We start from the raw sequence: 16,744 nt of genomic DNA on the forward strand, positions 1-16,744 counted from the left end.
TTCCCGTGGTAGGACTCAAAGACGGTACGCGCCAGACCCCCCGTGCTGTCAACCCGACCCAGGGCATCGACCACCACCTACCGCGTGTCGACCGGCGTGTCCCCGCCGACCACCGGCCGCCACCCCCGGCACCGCCACCACATGACGCTCCAGCAGACCCGCCGCCGCCTGCGGAAACTCCCCCGCCAGCAGACCCGCCGCCGCCAACACGTACGACGTGTCGACCACCGGCACCGCCGCCCGCGGCACCAGCCAGCCGCCACCCCGGTCGTCGACCAGCCGCCGCAACACCCCACCCGCGTCGGCCCCCGCCGCGTGCCGCAACACCCCACCCGAACCCACCAGCCACCGCACCCGCCGCAGATCCCGACCACCGCCCGGCTCCTGCCCGCCCCCGCGCGCGTGCCGACGCACCGCCACCACCGCCGCCAACTCCACCAGCCGCAGATCCACCGCCCGACCCGCCGCATCGACCGGCACCAGACCCGGACACGCCACCCGCCGCGCCGCCAACGGCGTCAACACGGCCGCCTCCTCATCACCGACCAGACGCTCCGCCACCGCCGCGGCCACCACACCCGCCGCACCCGCCCGCACCCCCAGATCGCCCTCCACTGTGCGGGCCTGACCCCACCAGCCGGCCACCTCCGGCGTCGGCACCGGCTCGGCACCCGCCGGCTCACCGTCCGGCGCCACCACCGAATACACGTCCGTCGTCGCCCCACCCACATCGACCACCAGCACATCGCCCCCCACCCGGTCAGCGAGGACCCCCACCCCCGACACCACCGCGTCCGGCGTCGCCGCCCGCACCCTCGATGCGAACCGGCCGTCACGCGACAACCCCGAACCGCCGATCACATGCCGCAGAAACACCTCCCGCACCGCCGCCCGCGCCGCCGCCGGCGACAACACCCCCAACCGGGGAAGCACGTTGTCCGCCACCGTCACCGCCACCCCCGCCGCCCGCAACGCGGCGGCCGCCGCCGCCCGCCCCTGCACGTTGCCCGCCACCACCACCGGCGAAGACATCCCCGCCGACGCCAACCGCGCCGCGTTGTGCAGCAGCACCTCCACGTCACCGCCGTCGGTCCCGCCGACCAGCAGCACCACATCCGGTGCCGCCGCCCGCAGCCGCGCCACCTCCGGCGCGTCCAACCGGCCCGCCGCCACATGCACCACCCGCGCACCCGCCGACAACCCCACCCGGACCCCCGCCCGCGCCGTCACCAACGGCTCGTACCCCACCACCGCCAACCGCAGCCCACCACCCGCCGACGAACACACCAGCCACGGCGCACCCCGCACCCCGCCCGGCACCCGCGCCTCCGCCGCCGTCACCGCCGCCGCGAGGCCCTCCCACACATCCGAGGCCACCGTCGTCGGATGCGCCGCCGACGCCAGCAACGCCCCGTCGGCCGTGTCGACCACCACGACCTTCGTCACCGTCGACCCGACATCGGCACACACCGCCACGCTCACCCGGCACCACCCGCCGCCGGCACCACCACCGTCCCCGACGCCGTCACCGCCACCAACGGCGGCACCACCACCCGCGCCGCCGACACCGACAGGTCAGGCCGCCCCCGACACACCACCGCGCATTCGAACCGCACCGACCGGCTGCGGACCCCCACCCGTACCACCGTCCCGGTCGCTTCCACCACGTCCCCGGCCCGCACCGGCGCCACGAACCGCACCTCGTCGTAGCCCGCGAACAACCCCTCGTCGCCGTCACCCCGGATACACAACTCCGTCGCCACGTCACCGAACAGACCCAGCACGTATGCGCCGTCGACCAGACCACCCGCGTAGTGCGCATGCCCGTACGGCACGTACCGCCGATGCGTCACCGACAACCCGACCACCGCGCTCACGACGCCGCCACCCGCCCCCGCGCCACCACCGCGTGCACCAGATAACTCGCCACCTCACGCGGTGTCGCACCCCGACCGAAGATCCGGTCCACCCCCAGCTCCCGCGCCATCAGCTCGTCGAACCGGGGACCACCGACCACCAGCAACGGCCGCCGCGACGCCGGCACCGCCTCCCGCACCGCCGCCGACAACTCCCGCACATTGTGCAAATGCGCATCGCGCTGCGTCACCACCTGGGAAACCAGGACCGCGTCCGCGTCCACCCGCACCGCCTCCTCCACCAACTCGGCCACCGACACCTGCGCCCCCATGTTCACCACCGCGAACTCCCGGTAGTACTCCAGACCCTTCTCCCCCGCGATCCCCTTCACGTTGAGAATCGCGTCGATGCCGACCGTGTGCGCGTCCGTACCGATACACGCCCCCACCACCGACAACCGACGCCCCAACCCGCCCCGCACCGCCGCGTTGACCTCCCTGGCCGCCAACAACGGAAAGTCCCGCTCCACCACCCGCACCGCCGACAGATCCACCAGATGACGCACCCGCCCGTACACCACGAAAAACGTGAACCCCTCCCCGACCGGCGCCGCGTGCACCACCATCACCGCCTCCAGCCCCATCTTCTGCGCCAACTGCGCCGCCGCGCCCTCCGCCCGCTTACCCGCCGGCACCGGCAACGTGAACGACACCTGCACCATCCCGTCACCGGTCGTGTCCCCGTACGGACGCACCACCTCAGCCACCGACACCACCACCCACCGGCTCCGCCAACAACTCAGACACCGGATTGACGTACCCGTCGGCCTGCACCACGACCCCGTCACGGCCCTTACCGCCGTCCACCGGCCGACGCATCACCCCGAACGTGCCGTCGGCGATCGCCGACAACAACGACCCGTCGACGATCCGCTCCAACAACTCCACCGCCTCACCCAGCACCTGCCCGGCCCGCCGCTGAATGAACCCACCCGGCGCCGGAACGAAATCCTCCGCCAACCCCCCGGCCGCACCCAGCACGTACCGCACGTTCTGCAACGCGATGTCCCGGTCACTCAGCCACGGCGTCGCCACCGCCTCCGTCATCATGCCGACCAGCAGAATCCCCTGCCCCGTCAACACCCCCGCCAAATTGAAAAACCCGTTCAACAGATTCCCCCGGAACACGTCACCGGTCATGTGCCGGGTCGGCGGCATCCACTTCAACGGCGCATCCGGAAACAACTCCCGCGCCAACAACGCATGCGCCAGCTCCAAGCGGAACGACTCCGGCACCGACGGATCGATCTCGAACGCGTGCCCCAGCCCCAACTGCCAGTCCGCCAACCCCGCCTCACGGGCGAAGAACTCGTTCAGCAGCTGCGACACCGTCACCGTATGCGCCGCCTCCACCGCATCCGCCGTCGTCAGATAATTGTCCTCACCAGTGTTGATGATGATGCCCGCCCTCGCATGCACCTGCCGCGAAAACCGCTGATCCACGAACGTCCGAACCGGATTGATGTCCCGGAACAAAATCCCGTACATCGAATCGTTCAACATCATGTCCAGCCGTTCCAGACCGGCCAACGCCGCCATCTCCGGCATACACAGACCCGACGCGTAATTCGTCAACCGCACATACCGGCCCAGCTCAGCCGACACCTCGTCCAACGCCGCCCGCATCAACCGGAAATTCTCCTGCGTCGCGTACGTTCCCGCGAACCCCTCCCGCGTCGCCCCCTCCGGCACATAGTCCAACAACGACTGCCCCGTCGACCGGATCACCGCGATCACATCCGCACCGGCCCGCGCCGCCGCCTGCGCCTGCGGCACATCCTCATGGATGTCCCCCGTCGCCACGATCAGATACACCCACGGCCGCCGCGGCGGATCACCCCACCGCGCCACCAGCCGCTCCCGATCCCGCCGCGCCGCGTCCACCCGCCCCACCCCGACCGCCGCCGCAGACCGCGCCCACCGCCGCGCCGCCCGCGCCGCCGCACCCGAGGGCACCTCGAACCGCGCCCCACCCGACGCCGCCTCCTGCGCCAACCGGGTCAACGCCGCCCCGTCCACCCGCGACCCTCCACCCCGCAGCACCGCGTCACACACCGGCACCGCCACCCCGTACCCCAAACCCACCTGGTCCGCCACCGCGTCCACCAACCGGTTCACCCACGGAATCCCCTCCGCGTCCGCCCCGGCCACCCCCATCAACCGCAGCACCGCCCGCTCCACCGACACCGTCGTACGGCTCCGCGCCAACTCCACCACCGGCGCCCCCGCCCGCGCCGCCAACTCCCGTGCCCGCGCCACCACCACCGGGTCCAGGCCCAACACCCCGCTCACCCCGCACCCACCGCGACCTGCTCCGCCGCCACGAAGATCTCCCGCCCCCGCGACACCGTCCGCAGACACCTCGGCAACGGCGTCGGATCCGCCGGACCCCACACCGCCGGATCGTCCGCCAGCACCACCGGCAACCCCTGCGGCGACACCCCCGCCGGAGCCGACCACACCGCGAACGTCGCCGCCGCACCCAACGCCAACACCCCCTCCCGGGACGCGTCCACCACCCCCGGCGGCAACGCCCGCCACCCACCCCGGGTATGCGCCGCGAACGCCGACCGCACCGCCAACCGCGACGCCGGATTGAAATGCGCCGCCGCCGCCCGCACCGCACCCCACGGATCCAGCGGCGTCACCGGCGAATCCGACCCGAACGCCAACGGCACCCCCACCCCGTGCAGCACCGCGAACGGATTCGACGCCAACGCCCGCTCCGCCCCCAACCGGGCCGCGTACATCTGCCCGTCACCACCCCACAACCTGTCGAACGCCGGCTGCACACTCGCCACCACCCCGAACTCCACGAACGCCGCCACCACCCGCCGATCCAGCAACTCCACATGCTCCACCCGGTGCCGACCCGCCCGCAGCCGCTCCACGCCGACCTGACGCGCCGCCGCCGCGAACCCGTCCGCCACCGCCGACAACGCCGCGTCACCGATCGCGTGGAACCCGCCCTGCACCCCCGACCGGACGCACTCCACCAGATGCGCCGCCACCTGATCCGCCGTCAGGAAACACCGGCCACAACCGTCCCGGTCCACATACGGCCGCGACACGTACGCCGTACCCGAACCGAACGCACCATCGACGAACAGATCACCCCCCGCACCCACCGCACCCAGCTCCCGCGCCCGCGCCGCCCCCATCAACTCGCCCCAGTAGCCGTACACCTCCGGCAGCCCGTCCCCCGACATCGCCAACACACCGGCGAAATCCGCCTCCGACGAGATCACCGGACCACCACACTCGTGCACCGCCGCGATCCCCGCCCGCGCCGCCGACTCCAACGCCGCCCGCTGTGCGCCCGCCCGCTGCACCGCCCCCAACGCACCGAACGCCACCGCCCGCACCGCATGATGCGCATCCGCCCGCACCCAACTCGACACCCCGCCCGCCACCGGCCCGTCCGCCTCGGTCGTCGGCGCCGGCGGCACCGCCGCCAGCAGCGCCTGCGACACCAACGCCGAATGCATCGACGCCTGCGACAGATACACCCGCCGACCACCAGCCGCACTCGACAACTGCCCCGCGTCCGGCGGCACCGCCCGCTCCCACGTCGACTCGTCCCACCCGTGCCCCAGCACCACCGCGTCACCCGGCAGCCCCGCCGCGAACCCCGCCACCCGGTCCAGCAGCTCCTGCGGCGACCGCACCGCCGACAGGTCCAGCCCGCCCGACACCAGACCGGTGTCCGTCACATGCACATGGGCGTCCACGAACGCCGGCGTCACCACCGCCCGGTCCAGCTCCACCACCACATCGGCCCGGGGCGCGTCCGCATCCACCCCCAGCCAGGCGATCCGGCCGTCGCGCACCAGCAACGCCGTCGCCCCCGGCTGCGCCGGACAGTACAACCGGCCACCCCGGTACAGCACCGCAGGCAGATCGGCACCGGACACCATCGCAGGATTCGTCATGACGATCAGTCTGCCGCCAGCCGGGCCTCGAACAACGCCCGAACCCCCGGCTCGGCACGCAGCAGCCCCACCGCGAACTCCGCATGACCCGGCACGAACCCGTTACCGACCAGCATCGTCACATCCGCTGCCAGCCCCTCGGCACCCAACGCCGCCGCCGCGAAGCTCGTCGCCATCGAGAAGAACACCACCGTCCCACCATCGGCGGTCGCCAGCACCGCCCCGTGCTCACAACCGGGGACGTCGACACAGACCACCGTCACATCGGCCCCGCCGCCCAGAACCTCGCGCACGGCGGCCGACACCGCCACCGGATCCCGCGCGTCCGCCACCACCACCGCCGACGCCAGACCGGTCGCCGCCAGCCGGTCACGCTCCGCCCCGGTCGGCACCACCCCGACCGTACGGGCGGCACCCGCCCGCCGCGCCGCCGCCACCGCCAGGCAGCCACTCTTGCCCGCCGCCCCCAGCACCGCCACCGACAGCCCCGCGCGTGGGTCCGCCGGCACCTGCCGGCGGACCACCCGGTCGGTCAACGCCGGCGCACCACACACGTCGAACACCGCCAACGCCAACCGGTCCGGCAGATCAGCCGGCAGCGGAGCCACCACGGTACGGCCGAACAGGATCGCGTGGCCCGTACACGGCACCTGCTCCCCGGTACCGTCCCAACCCGCCAGCCCGTCGGTGACCACCAACGGCGTCAACGTCAACGAGACCAGGCTGGCCACCCGCTGCCCCACCCGCACACCGGCGCTCGACCGGGGACCGACCGCGTCGACCGTGCCGATCAGCATCCCACCGGAGCCGGTCACCGGGTTGTGCATCTTCCCCCGCCGCGCGATGATCCCCGCGACCTCGGCACGCACCGCCGCGCCGTCACCGCCGTGCGCCTCGCGCAGTTGGCGGAAGCTCGCCGCGTCGAGGTTGAGCCGCTCCACCCGGATCCGGATCTCGTCGTCGGCGATCCGGGGATCGGTGTCCAACCGCCAGGCCGCCTGCGGCAACGCGCCGACCGGCTCGCGTACCCGATGCAGACCGACCGGCGACGACACCGCACCCTCCCTCGCAGCAGACCCGCCTGCCGTCAAGAACCTCAACCTGGACCTGACAAGACGGGAAGTCTTCCGGCAGAATAGTGGTCCAGCGAAAAGATATCCAGATGCCTTCGAGGTCGGCCCGCAGGAGCACACATGCCGCAACCCATCTCGGCCGCGACCACCTCGGCCACCCCGCACCAGCCGTACGCCTACCGCCGACGCCCCCTCGTCGAACCCGACTGGACCCGGCTGCCCGGATGGCGGCACGTCACGACCGACGAGTGGCACTCCGCCCAGTGGCAGCGGGCCCACTGCGTCAAGACCGTCGCCCAGCTACGCGCCGTCCTCGACGACCTGGCCGACGACAGCTTCTACGCCGACCTCGCCGCCGACCAGACCGGCAACGCCACGATGTCGATGCTCATCACCCCACAGATGATCAACACGATGGTCCCCGACCGGACCCCCGACACCGACTCGCTGCGCGCCGACCCCGTCCGCCGCTACATGCTCCCGCTGGCCAGCGACCGCCGCACCGACTGGCCGTCCCACCCGTACGCCAGCCGCGACTCGCTGCACGAACACGACATGTGGGTCGCCGAGGGCCTCACCCACCGCTACCCCACCAAGGTCCTCGCCGAACTCCTCGCCACCTGCCCGCAGTACTGCGGGCACTGCACCCGGATGGACCTCGTCGGCAACTCCACCCCCACCGTCGACAAACTCCGGCTCACCCTGCGGCCCGCCGCCCGCTACCAGGCCCAACTCGACTACCTGCGTACCCACCCGCAGGTACGCGACGTCGTCGTGTCCGGCGGCGACGTGGCGAACCTGCCCTGGCGACACCTCGAGAGCTACCTGCAGGGCCTGCTCGACATCGACACCGTCCGCGACATCCGGCTGGCCACCAAGGCGTTGATGGGGCTACCACAGCACTGGCTGCAACCCGACGTCGTGGCCGGCCTGGAACGGGTCGCCCGGACCGCGGCCAGCCGCGGCGTCAATCTGGCCATCCACACCCACGTCAACCATGCCCAGTCGCTCACCCCACTGGTCGCCCGCGCCGCGCAGACCGCCCTCGACGTCGGCATCCGCGACGTCCGCAACCAGGGTGTGCTGATGCGCGGTGTCAACGCCGACCCCGACTCCCTGCTCGACCTCTGCTTCGGGTTGCAGGGCGAAGCCGGCATCCTGCCCTACTACTTCTACCTGTGCGACATGATCCCCAACGCCGAACACTGGCGGGTCCCGGTCGCCGCCGCCCAGCAACTGCAGCACGACATCATGGGCTACCTGCCCGGCTATGCCACCCCGCGGATCGTCTGCGACGTCCCCCTCGTCGGCAAACGGTGGGTGCACATGCACACCGAGTACGACCGGGAACACGGCATCTCCTACTGGACGAAGAACTACCGCACGTCGCTCGACGGCGACACCGACGACGCCCTCGACCGCCGCTACCCCTACTACGACCCGATCGACACGCTGCCGGAGTCCGGCCAGCGGTGGTGGCGCCGGCAGCGGAACCAGGCCTGAGACCGCCGGACGAAGGCCTGGCACGGAATCGGCCGGGCGGCCCCGTCACGGGGCCGCCCGGCCGATTCGATATCGACGCGCCTACTCAGGCACCGAACGCGTCCTTCACGTTGCGCCCAGCGTCCTTGGCGTGCTCGCCGGCCTGCTTGGTGCGCGCCTTACTCGCCTCCGCCGCACCTTCGGCCCGCATCTGCTCGTTGTCCGTGGCCGCGCCGTAGCGCTCCTTCGCCTGTCCCTTGAGCTCCTCGGCCTTGTTGCGCGCCTTGTCGGTCATGCTCATGGTGGTCACTCCTTCAGGTGCATCGGGTCGGCCGGTACTCCGCCTGTGCTTCCTGAGTTCCCCCGCTCAGTGCTGCCCAAACGAGTGTCGTGAGGGTGTGCCGGTTGGCACGCCTTCTCAGGCATCCTAGGATGATAGGTTGTTGGGGATCGGCACAGTGACCGCCGGCCCGATGCCGGATGCGTACCTGCCGGTCAGGTCAGCCGGGGCGGACGGGCCTCGTACGGCGTGGACAGCACCACGGTGGTCCGGGTCGTCACGTTGGCCGCGGTCCGGATCTCCTGCAGCAACCGTTCCAGCTCCGCCGGGCTACCCACCCGCACCAGCAGCAGGTAGAAGTCCTCCCCCGCCACCGAGTAGCACGAGTCGATCTCGGCCAGGTGCGACAACCGCTCCGGGGCGTCGTCAGGCTGCGACGGATCGAGCGGCCGGATCGCCACGAACGCACTCAGCGGCAGACCCACCGCCTCGTAGGACACCCGCGCCGCGTACCCCTTGACGACGCCCCGCTGCTCCAGGCGCCGGACCCGCTGATGGACCGCCGACACCGACAGACCCACCCGCTCGGCGAGGTCGGTGTACGACACCCGGCCGTCAGTGGTCAACGCGGTGACAATGGCGCGATCGGTCTCCTCCACGGCGGCAAACCTACCGCCGCCGCCCGGTGCGCGCGAGGCCGATACCCGCGTCGAGCGGACTCCCCCGCGCAGGTCTCAGTCCCGGGCGAGGGCGCGGGAGATCACCACCCGTTGGATCTGGTTCGTGCCCTCCACGATCTGCAGCACCTTCGCCTCCCGCAGATAGCGCTCCACCGGGTGGTCGCTGACGTAGCCGTACCCGCCGAGCACCTGAACCGCGTCGACGGTGACCCGCATCGCGACGTCCGTGGCGAACAGCTTCGCCTTCGCCGACTCGACCGCGTACGGTCGACCGGCGTCGCGCAACCGGGCGGCGGCCAGGGTCAACGCCCGCGCCGCCGACACCTGGGTCGCCATGTCGGCGAGCAGAAACCCGAGGCCCTGCAGATCGATGATGCGGCGACCGAACTGCTCCCGCGCACGGGCGTAGCCGACCGCGTGGTCCAGCGCCGCCTGGGCCAGGCCCACGGCACAGGCCGCGATCCCCAATCGGCCGCCCGCCAGCGCCGACATCGCCACCGTGAAGCCCTGGCCGGGCTCGCCCACCACCTGGTCGGTCGACACCCGGGCGTCGTCGAAGACCAACTGCGCCACCGGCGACGAACGCAGGCCCATGGTCCGCTCCGCCGGCTGCGCGGCCATCCCCGGCGTACCGGCGGGAACCAGCAGGCAGGAGATCCCGCCCGCTCCCGGACCACCGGTCCGGCAGAAGACGTTGTAGAAGTCGGCCACCGCGGCGTGGGTGATCCACGCCTTCGTCCCGGACACCACGTAGTCGGCACCGTCGCGGACCGCCCGGGTGGTCAACGCCGCCGCGTCCGAGCCGCCCTGCGGCTCGCTGAGGCAGTACGCACCGAGCAGGTCCCCGCCGAGCATCTCGGGCAACGCCTTGCGCTGGCGTTCGCTGCCGAACTCGGCGACCGGACCGCAGGACAGGGTGTGCACGCTCACCGCCTCGGCGACGGCCAGCCACCGGCTCGCCAGCACCTCCAGCACCTGCAGGTAGACCTCGTACGGCTGGCCACCGCCACCGTCGGCCTCGGCAAACGGCAGCCCCAGCAGGCCCGCGCGGCCCAAGGTCCGGAGCACCTCGCGGGGAAACTCGCCGCGCGACTCGAAGTCGTCTACCCGACCGGCCAGCTCCCGGTCGGCGATCTCGGTGGTCAACTCGATCAGGTCGTACGCCTCCGGGGAGGGCAGGATCCGTTCGACGGTCATCTCAGGGCGCTCCTGGGTGGTGAGCGGGTCCGACGCCGACCACGGTGGTGGTCGGCGGTGCCGCGACGACACCCTGCAAGCTTAACGTTCGTTTGGTAGCGGGACGGACGAGTGCAGACCGAGCGCGGTCGCCACCAGCGGCCGGGTCCACGCCACGTCGGTCAACAGCCCGGTATGGTCGACGAACTGGTCCACCCCGCCCAGCGCCGGCAGCGCACGCAGCCGGGCGTCGCCGATCGCCGCGCGCAACGCCCGGACGAACCGACCGGCGTCGAGCACCAGGAACGGCCGGTCGTGGAACGGACGTACGGTCGGCTCCACCGGGTCGGCCAGCCCCAGGGCGTTGGTCCGCGCCGCCAGCAACTCGTACGCCCGGCACAGCTGCCCGGTACGGACCTGCCAGCTGTCCGTCGTCGCCGCCACCGACAACACCCCCGCCAGGCCATCGACGTCGGGCAGGCGGGCGAACGCCGTGCCCAACCATTTGCCGTACGGCGGATAGCGCTGCCCGACCAGCAACGCCAGCCGCATCAGGTCACGGATCAACCGGGCGGCCACCACCGCGCCGCCGATCTCGTCGCCCACCTCACCGCACCGACCGACGAACGGCTCCTCGCCGGCGACCCGCGACCAGCCGGCCGCCAGGACGTAACGCCACACGTCGTCCGGGTACCAGGCCAACCGGTCCCGTCGGGCACACAGCCCACCGCCGCCACGGTCACCGCCCGGTGCCGACGGCCCCACCGGCAGCCCGTCGTGAAACACGTCCCCGCCGGTGAACTCCGCCAGCCGCTGGGTCGGGACCGCGAGCCAGTCCAGCAGCGCCACCCCGGACAGTGGGTCGAAGCCCAGTGCCCGTCGGCACCAGTCGCCGATCCGGGTCACCGTCACCCCGTGCCGGGTCCCGTTCAGCGTCGGCACCCCGAGGCTGCGGGACGCGTCCGGGGTGAACCGGGTCGGAAAGCCCAGGTAGGTCTCCGGCAGGGCGGCACCGACCTCGTCGCGCACCCGGTCGACCAGGTCGGGGCCGGCGTCGTGCAGGAGGATCTGCAGCCGTGGACCCCAGTCGTGGTCGCGGGACCGGACCGTGTCGAATCCGAACAGCTCCGAACCGTTGTCGACGCGCGCCGCGGCGTAGCTCAGCCCCGGAAACCGGGTGGTGAGCACCGGTTCCACCACGTCGTGGTGGAACCGCCGGCTCAGCTCCAGACCAGGCAGGAAGCTCATGTTCGCAGCCTGCCGTACCGGAGCCGGACGTGACCGGCCAACCGGTGGGTCCGGCCCGCATGGTGGGTGCGGGCGCTCAGCGGTGTCGGTGGCGTGTGCGAGGCTGGACCACGTGACCCGACACGACTCCCTGCTGGCGGTCGACGCGCCCAGCCTGTACTTCCGGGCCTACTTCGGGGTGCCCGAGGCCGCCGCCCGCACCGACGCCGGTGAGCCGGTCAACGCGGTGCGCGGCTTTCTCGACATGCTCACCTCGCTGGTCACCCGCCGCCGACCGGGGCAGCTCATCTGCGCGCTCGACCACGACTGGCGACCGGCCTGGCGGGTCGAGCTGCTGGCGACGTACAAGGCCCACCGGGTGGCGCCCGCCGGCGGTGAGATCGTCCCGGACACCCTCGCCCCGCAGGTACCGGTGCTTCTGGAGGTGCTGGCGGCACTCGGCGTACCGGCCGTCGGCGTGGCCGGCTACGAGGCCGACGACGTGCTCGGCACCCTGGCCACCCACCACCGTGGCCCGGTCGAGGTGGTCTCCGGTGACCGGGACCTGTTCCAACTGGTCGACGACGACCACCCGGTCCGGCTGCTCTACGTCGGCCGAGGGGTGGCCAGGCTGGAGGACTGCGACGACGCGGCCGTGCGGGACCGGTTCGGCGTGCCGGCCGACGCGTACGCCGACTTCGCGGCGCTGCGTGGCGACCCCAGTGACGGGCTGCCGGGGGTGCCCGGCGTCGGGGCCAAGACCGCGGCCCGGCTGCTGGAACGCTACGGCGACCTCGCCGGGATGCTCGCCGCGCTCGACGATCCCGCCGCCGGCTTCGCCCCCGGTCTGCGGCGGCGACTGGCCGACGCCCGGGAGTACCTGGCGGTCGCGCCGACGGTGGTCCGGGTCGCCCGCGACGTCGACGTGCCGGCACCGCCGGTACGGCTACCCGCCGCGCCGGCGGACCCGGACCGTCTGATGGCGTTGGCGGCCCGGTGGAACCTCGCCGGATCCTGCCGGCGGCTGGTCGACGCGATGACGCTCGGGCCGGCTACCGCCGAGGCTCCGTCGCCACGGCGGTCAGGCCTGGAACCCGTTGAATCCGCCTGAGCCGCTGGAGGAGTCCCGGTCACCGGTGCCGGCGGCGGATCCGCTGCGCAGCGGGGTGAAGCCGGTGGGTCGCGCCGGTGCCGGCGGCGGCGCGCTGCGCCGCTGCGCGATCCGCGCGTCCAGGTAGGCGGCCGCAGCCCGGTCCTCCTCGGTGGGCGCGGACAGCACCGCGTACACCAGGCCGATCACCACCAGCAGCACCGCGACGCCGATGGGGACCAGCAGGGTCGCGGCGGTGGCGCCGCTGAGCAGCCCGGTCGGCTCGTGCAGGTGCACCGACATGGCGGTCATTCCGGTGAAGTGCATGCCGTTGACCGCCACGCCCATCAGCAGCGCGGAGCCGGTCATCGCCAGCGGCCGACGGACCGTGACCGCCAGCCACAACGCCACGGTCGCGGCGACCACCGCGATCACCACGGACAACGCGACCCGACCGGCGTCGTAGCCGATGTCGCCGTTGAGTCGCATCGCGGCCATTCCGGTGTAGTGCATCGCCGCCACCCCGAGGCCGGTGAGGACCCCGCCGGAAAGGATCTTCACCAGTGACGGACGGCCGAAACCGACGAGGAACAACCCGAGCCCGACGGCGGCGATGGCGATCACCGCGCTGGCGATGGTGATCGCGATGTCGTAGCGGATCTGGGTGCCGGCCACGCTGAAGCCGAGCATCGCCATGAAGTGCATGGTCCAGATCGCGGTGCCGCCGATCGCGAACGCCGCGAGCACCAGCCACCAGGCCCGGCGACCCGGGGTGTTCGACTCACGGACCCGCACCGCGCAGATCAGACCCAGAAACGAACCGAGCACCGACAGCGCGTAGCTCAGTGTCGGCGTGATGAAGCCGTACTCGAAATGGTTGATCTCTGCCACGTCCGCCCCTTCATGGCCCTGCTCACCGGGCTGTGCTTCCCCGCAGACGATCCTGAGCAGCCAAAAGGCTCTCCGCAAGCGCACGATCGTTGTTTCGAGGGTCCGTGTCGACATCGTGACGTTCCGACGCGGACCGCCGGCCCATCCTGCCACGTACGGCGATCGGCCTGTCGACGGAGGGTCAGTTGACCGTGTTGAACGCCAGCACCCCGCGTTGCAGCGCGGCCACCGCCTGCGCGGCGGTCCTGGTCAGCTGGGGTGACGCGCCGTGCGCCTGGGCGAGCTGCCCGAGCAGGTCCGCCACCTGCCGGGCCCAGCGTACGAAGTCGCCCGCAGGCATCTCCCCGTCCAGGCTGTCCCCACTGGCGAGCACCTTCGCCAGCGGCTCACCGCGCGCCCAGCGGTACACCGGCCAGACGAAACCGAGATCCGGCTCGCGGGTCGATTCCAGCCCGGCGGCGGCCTCGTCCGCCTCCAACTGCGCCCAGATCGCCGCGGTCGCCTCGATCGCCGCCGTCACCGGCCCTCGGGGCAGGGCCGCCCGCTCGTCGGTGTCCCGACGGGCCTCGTACACCAGCACCGACACGGCCGCGGCCAGCTCCGCCGGTGCCAGGCCGTCCCAGACGCCCCGGCGCAGGCACTCCGCGACCAGCAGGTCGGTCTCGGCCCAGATCCGGCCGAGCATCCGGCCCGCGTCGCTGACCGTACCGTCGGCGCTGAGGTAGCCACGCGCGGTGAGCAACCCGCAGACCCGGTCGAAGGTACGGGTCAGCGACCCGGTCCGGCCCGCCACCCGGTCACGCAGCTCGTCGGTGTCTCTGGCCAGGCGACGCCGCCGCTCCGCCCACCGGGCGTGTTCCTCCCGGTCCGGGCAGCCGTGGCACGGATGCCGGCGCAGCTCGGCCCGCAGCTGCACGACCCGGTCGTCGGCCCCGTCGTCGCCGCCCCGGCCCCGCCGCCGACCGCCGTGGCGGTGCAGGCCGGTGCCGGCGACCGCCGACGCCAGGTCCCGGCGAGCCGCCGGGGACCGGTGGTTGAAGTGCTTCGGTACGCGGATCCGGGTCAACACCTCGGCCGGCACGGTGAAGTCGCTGGCCGCCACCCGGCCGGCCCACCGGTCCTGGGTCAGCACCAGCGGACGTGGCTCGCCGAACCCGCCCGTGTCGGGATCCAGGACCACCGCCAGGCCGGCGCGACGGCCCGACGGCACCCGGATGACGTCACCGACCCGCAACCGCTGCAGCGAGTCCGCCGCCGCCGCCCGCCGCTGCTGCTGGCTGCGGCGGGCCAACTCCCGTTCCCGGTCGGCGATCGCCACCCGCAGGTCGAAGTACTCGTCGAAGTCACCAAGGTCACAGCTGACCTCGACGCCGTACGCCTCGATGGTCTCGGTGTTGCGCTGCACCTGGCGGGCCAGGCCGACCACCGACCGGTCCGCCTGGAACTGGGCGAACGACGACTCCAGCAGCTCGCGGGCGGCGTCCGCGCCGACCGAGCCGACCAGGTTGACCGCCATGTTGTACGACGGCCGGAAACTCGATCGCAGCGGGTAGGTACGCGTCGACGCCAGACCGGCGACGTGCCGCGGGTCGACCTCGGGGGACCACACCACCACGGCGTGGCCCTCCACGTCGATACCGCGCCGACCGGCCCGCCCGGTGAGCTGGGTGTACTCGCCCGGGGTCAGGTCGACGTGGGCCTCACCGTTGAACTTGACCAGCCGCTCCAGCACCACGCAGCGGGCCGGCATGTTGATACCCAGCGCCAACGTCTCGGTGGCGAAGACCGCCTTGATCAGGCCCCGGACGAACAACTCCTCGACGACCTCCTTGAACGCCGGCAGCATCCCGGCGTGGTGGGCCGCCAGGCCCCGCTCCAACCCGTCGAGCCACCCCCAGTAGCCGAGCACGGACAGGTCCTCGGCCGGCAGGTCGGCCAGCCGCGACTCCGCCACCCGGCGGATCTCCACCCGCTCGTCGGGCGTCGTGAGCCGCAACCCCGACGCCAGGCACTGGGCGACCGCGGCGTCACAGCCGGCGCGGCTGAACACGAACACGATCGCCGGCAGCAGCCCTTCCCGGTCGAGACGCTCGATCACGTCGGCGCGGGCCGGCGGACGCCAGCGCGGGCCACGCCCACCGGAGCGGCCCCAGCCCGGCCCGTGGGTGCGGCCGTCGCCGAGCTCGAGCCGGCGCAGCATCTCCCGGCTGTAGCGCACCAGCTCCGGATGTACGTCGTGTTTGCGGGCCGCGTCCGCGTCGTGGAACAGGTCGAACATCCGTCGACCGACCAGCATGTGCTGCCACAGCGGCACCGGACGGTGCTCGCTGACCACCACCTCCGTCTCACCCCGCACGGTGACCAGCCAGTCGGCGAACTCCTCGGCGTTGGACACCGTCGCCGACAGCGACACCAGGGTGACCGACGACGGCAGGTGGATGATCACCTCCTCCCAGACCGCGCCCCGGAACCGGTCGGCGAGGTAGTGGACCTCGTCCATCACCACGTACGCGAGACCATCCAGAGTGGCCGATGCTGCGTAGAGCATGTTGCGCAGCACCTCGGTGGTCATCACCACCACCGGCGCGTCACCGTTGATCGCGTTGTCGCCGGTGAGCAGCCCGACGTTCGCCGCGCCGTGGCGGTCCACCAGGTCGTGGTACTTCTGGTTCGACAACGCCTTGATCGGCGTGGTGTAGAAACACTTGCGCCGGTGCCCGTCACCGGTCGACCCGCCCCGTAGGGCCAGATGGACCGCGAACTCGCCGACCACGGTCTTGCCCGCACCGGTCGGCGCGCAGACCAGCACCCCGCTGCCACGCTCCAGCGCCTGGCAGGCCGACCGCTGGAAGTCGTCGAGGTCGAACCCGAGATCGAGGGCGAACTCCCCGAGCGCGGGAAAGGAGGAGGCCTGCGCGGCCCGGCGGCGCGCTGCGGCGTACCGCTCGGCGGGGCTCGACATACCGCAAGATTAATCCCCGCCGTCCGACGACGTAC

14 protein-coding genes are annotated in these 16,744 nt (G+C 72.3%); 2 read left to right on the top strand and 12 right to left on the bottom strand.

From position 1 onward, the window contains the following. Positions 1-48: 48 nt before the first annotated feature. From ACN28F_RS00880 to ACN28F_RS00905, 6 genes are read right to left on the bottom strand one after another with little or no spacing between them, the layout of a single operon-like run. On the bottom strand, positions 49-1,482 hold the full coding sequence (locus ACN28F_RS00880) for a glutamate mutase L (protein ID WP_289206251.1): 1,434 nt from the start codon (positions 1,480-1,482) through the stop codon (positions 49-51). Next, complete coding sequence (locus tag ACN28F_RS00885; protein WP_289206252.1) at positions 1,479-1,877, bottom strand: hotdog domain-containing protein; 399 nt, start codon at positions 1,875-1,877, stop codon at positions 1,479-1,481. Before ACN28F_RS00885 ends, ACN28F_RS00880 begins: the two co-directional genes overlap by 4 nt. Then, complete coding sequence (locus tag ACN28F_RS00890; protein WP_421361198.1) at positions 1,874-2,632, bottom strand: OAM dimerization domain-containing protein; 759 nt, start codon at positions 2,630-2,632, stop codon at positions 1,874-1,876. The genes ACN28F_RS00885 and ACN28F_RS00890 overlap by 4 nt, the downstream gene beginning before the upstream one ends. Further along, positions 2,616-4,208: a lysine 5,6-aminomutase subunit alpha gene (locus tag ACN28F_RS00895; protein ID WP_421356817.1), complete on the bottom strand. Its 1,593-nt coding sequence runs from the start codon at positions 4,206-4,208 to the stop codon at positions 2,616-2,618. The genes ACN28F_RS00890 and ACN28F_RS00895 overlap by 17 nt, the downstream gene beginning before the upstream one ends. Beyond that, the gene (locus tag ACN28F_RS00900; RefSeq protein WP_421356818.1) at positions 4,205-5,848 is read right to left on the bottom strand and encodes an amidohydrolase; all 1,644 of its coding nucleotides are present in this window, start codon (positions 5,846-5,848) and stop codon (positions 4,205-4,207) included. The genes ACN28F_RS00895 and ACN28F_RS00900 overlap by 4 nt, the downstream gene beginning before the upstream one ends. Before the next feature lie 5 nt (positions 5,849-5,853). Continuing rightward, positions 5,854-6,903: a zinc-binding alcohol dehydrogenase gene (locus ACN28F_RS00905; RefSeq protein ID WP_289206255.1), complete on the bottom strand. Its 1,050-nt coding sequence runs from the start codon at positions 6,901-6,903 to the stop codon at positions 5,854-5,856. 138 nt (positions 6,904-7,041) lie between these two features. On the opposite strand from ACN28F_RS00905, the gene ACN28F_RS00910 reads away from it, so the two are divergent. Then, the gene (locus ACN28F_RS00910) at positions 7,042-8,424 is read left to right on the top strand and encodes a KamA family radical SAM protein (RefSeq protein ID WP_289206256.1); all 1,383 of its coding nucleotides are present in this window, start codon (positions 7,042-7,044) and stop codon (positions 8,422-8,424) included. A gap of 85 nt (positions 8,425-8,509) precedes the next feature. Here the strand turns inward: ACN28F_RS00910 and ACN28F_RS00915 are convergent, their stop codons facing one another. The 4 genes from ACN28F_RS00915 to ACN28F_RS00930 form a co-directional block, all read right to left on the bottom strand. Continuing rightward, positions 8,510-8,704, bottom strand: coding sequence for a CsbD family protein (locus ACN28F_RS00915; protein WP_289206257.1), 195 nt, complete (start codon positions 8,702-8,704; stop codon positions 8,510-8,512). A 194-nt stretch (positions 8,705-8,898) separates the two neighbouring features. Continuing rightward, positions 8,899-9,342 carry an Lrp/AsnC family transcriptional regulator gene (locus ACN28F_RS00920; RefSeq protein WP_289206258.1) on the bottom strand — a complete coding sequence of 148 codons (444 nt, stop codon included), beginning with the start codon at positions 9,340-9,342 and terminating at the stop codon, positions 8,899-8,901. A gap of 75 nt (positions 9,343-9,417) precedes the next feature. Then, complete coding sequence (locus tag ACN28F_RS00925) at positions 9,418-10,560, bottom strand: acyl-CoA dehydrogenase family protein (protein WP_421356819.1); 1,143 nt, start codon at positions 10,558-10,560, stop codon at positions 9,418-9,420. An 81-nt stretch (positions 10,561-10,641) separates the two neighbouring features. Continuing rightward, positions 10,642-11,787: a DUF4037 domain-containing protein gene (locus tag ACN28F_RS00930; RefSeq protein WP_421356820.1), complete on the bottom strand. Its 1,146-nt coding sequence runs from the start codon at positions 11,785-11,787 to the stop codon at positions 10,642-10,644. An 82-nt stretch (positions 11,788-11,869) separates the two neighbouring features. Here ACN28F_RS00930 and ACN28F_RS00935 point away from each other — a divergent pair, with 82 nt between their 5' ends. Continuing rightward, positions 11,870-12,877, top strand: a complete 1,008-nt coding sequence (locus ACN28F_RS00935) for a 5'-3' exonuclease (RefSeq protein ID WP_421356821.1) — start codon at positions 11,870-11,872, stop codon at positions 12,875-12,877. Here ACN28F_RS00935 and ACN28F_RS00940 read toward each other — a convergent pair. Together ACN28F_RS00940 and ACN28F_RS00945 are read right to left on the bottom strand one after the other, a co-directional pair. Continuing rightward, the gene (locus ACN28F_RS00940; RefSeq protein ID WP_289206262.1) at positions 12,848-13,747 is read right to left on the bottom strand and encodes an MHYT domain-containing protein; all 900 of its coding nucleotides are present in this window, start codon (positions 13,745-13,747) and stop codon (positions 12,848-12,850) included. The genes ACN28F_RS00935 and ACN28F_RS00940 overlap by 30 nt on opposite strands. Positions 13,748-13,928: 181 nt before the next feature. Continuing rightward, entirely contained in the window at positions 13,929-16,709 is a 2,781-nt protein-coding gene (locus tag ACN28F_RS00945; RefSeq protein ID WP_421356822.1) for a DEAD/DEAH box helicase, read from the bottom strand. Between the last annotated feature and the right edge of the window lie 35 nt (positions 16,710-16,744).

It is taken from the genome of Solwaraspora sp. WMMA2101 (assembly GCF_049179175.1).
Classification (GTDB): Bacteria; Actinomycetota; Actinomycetes; order Mycobacteriales; family Micromonosporaceae; genus Micromonospora_E.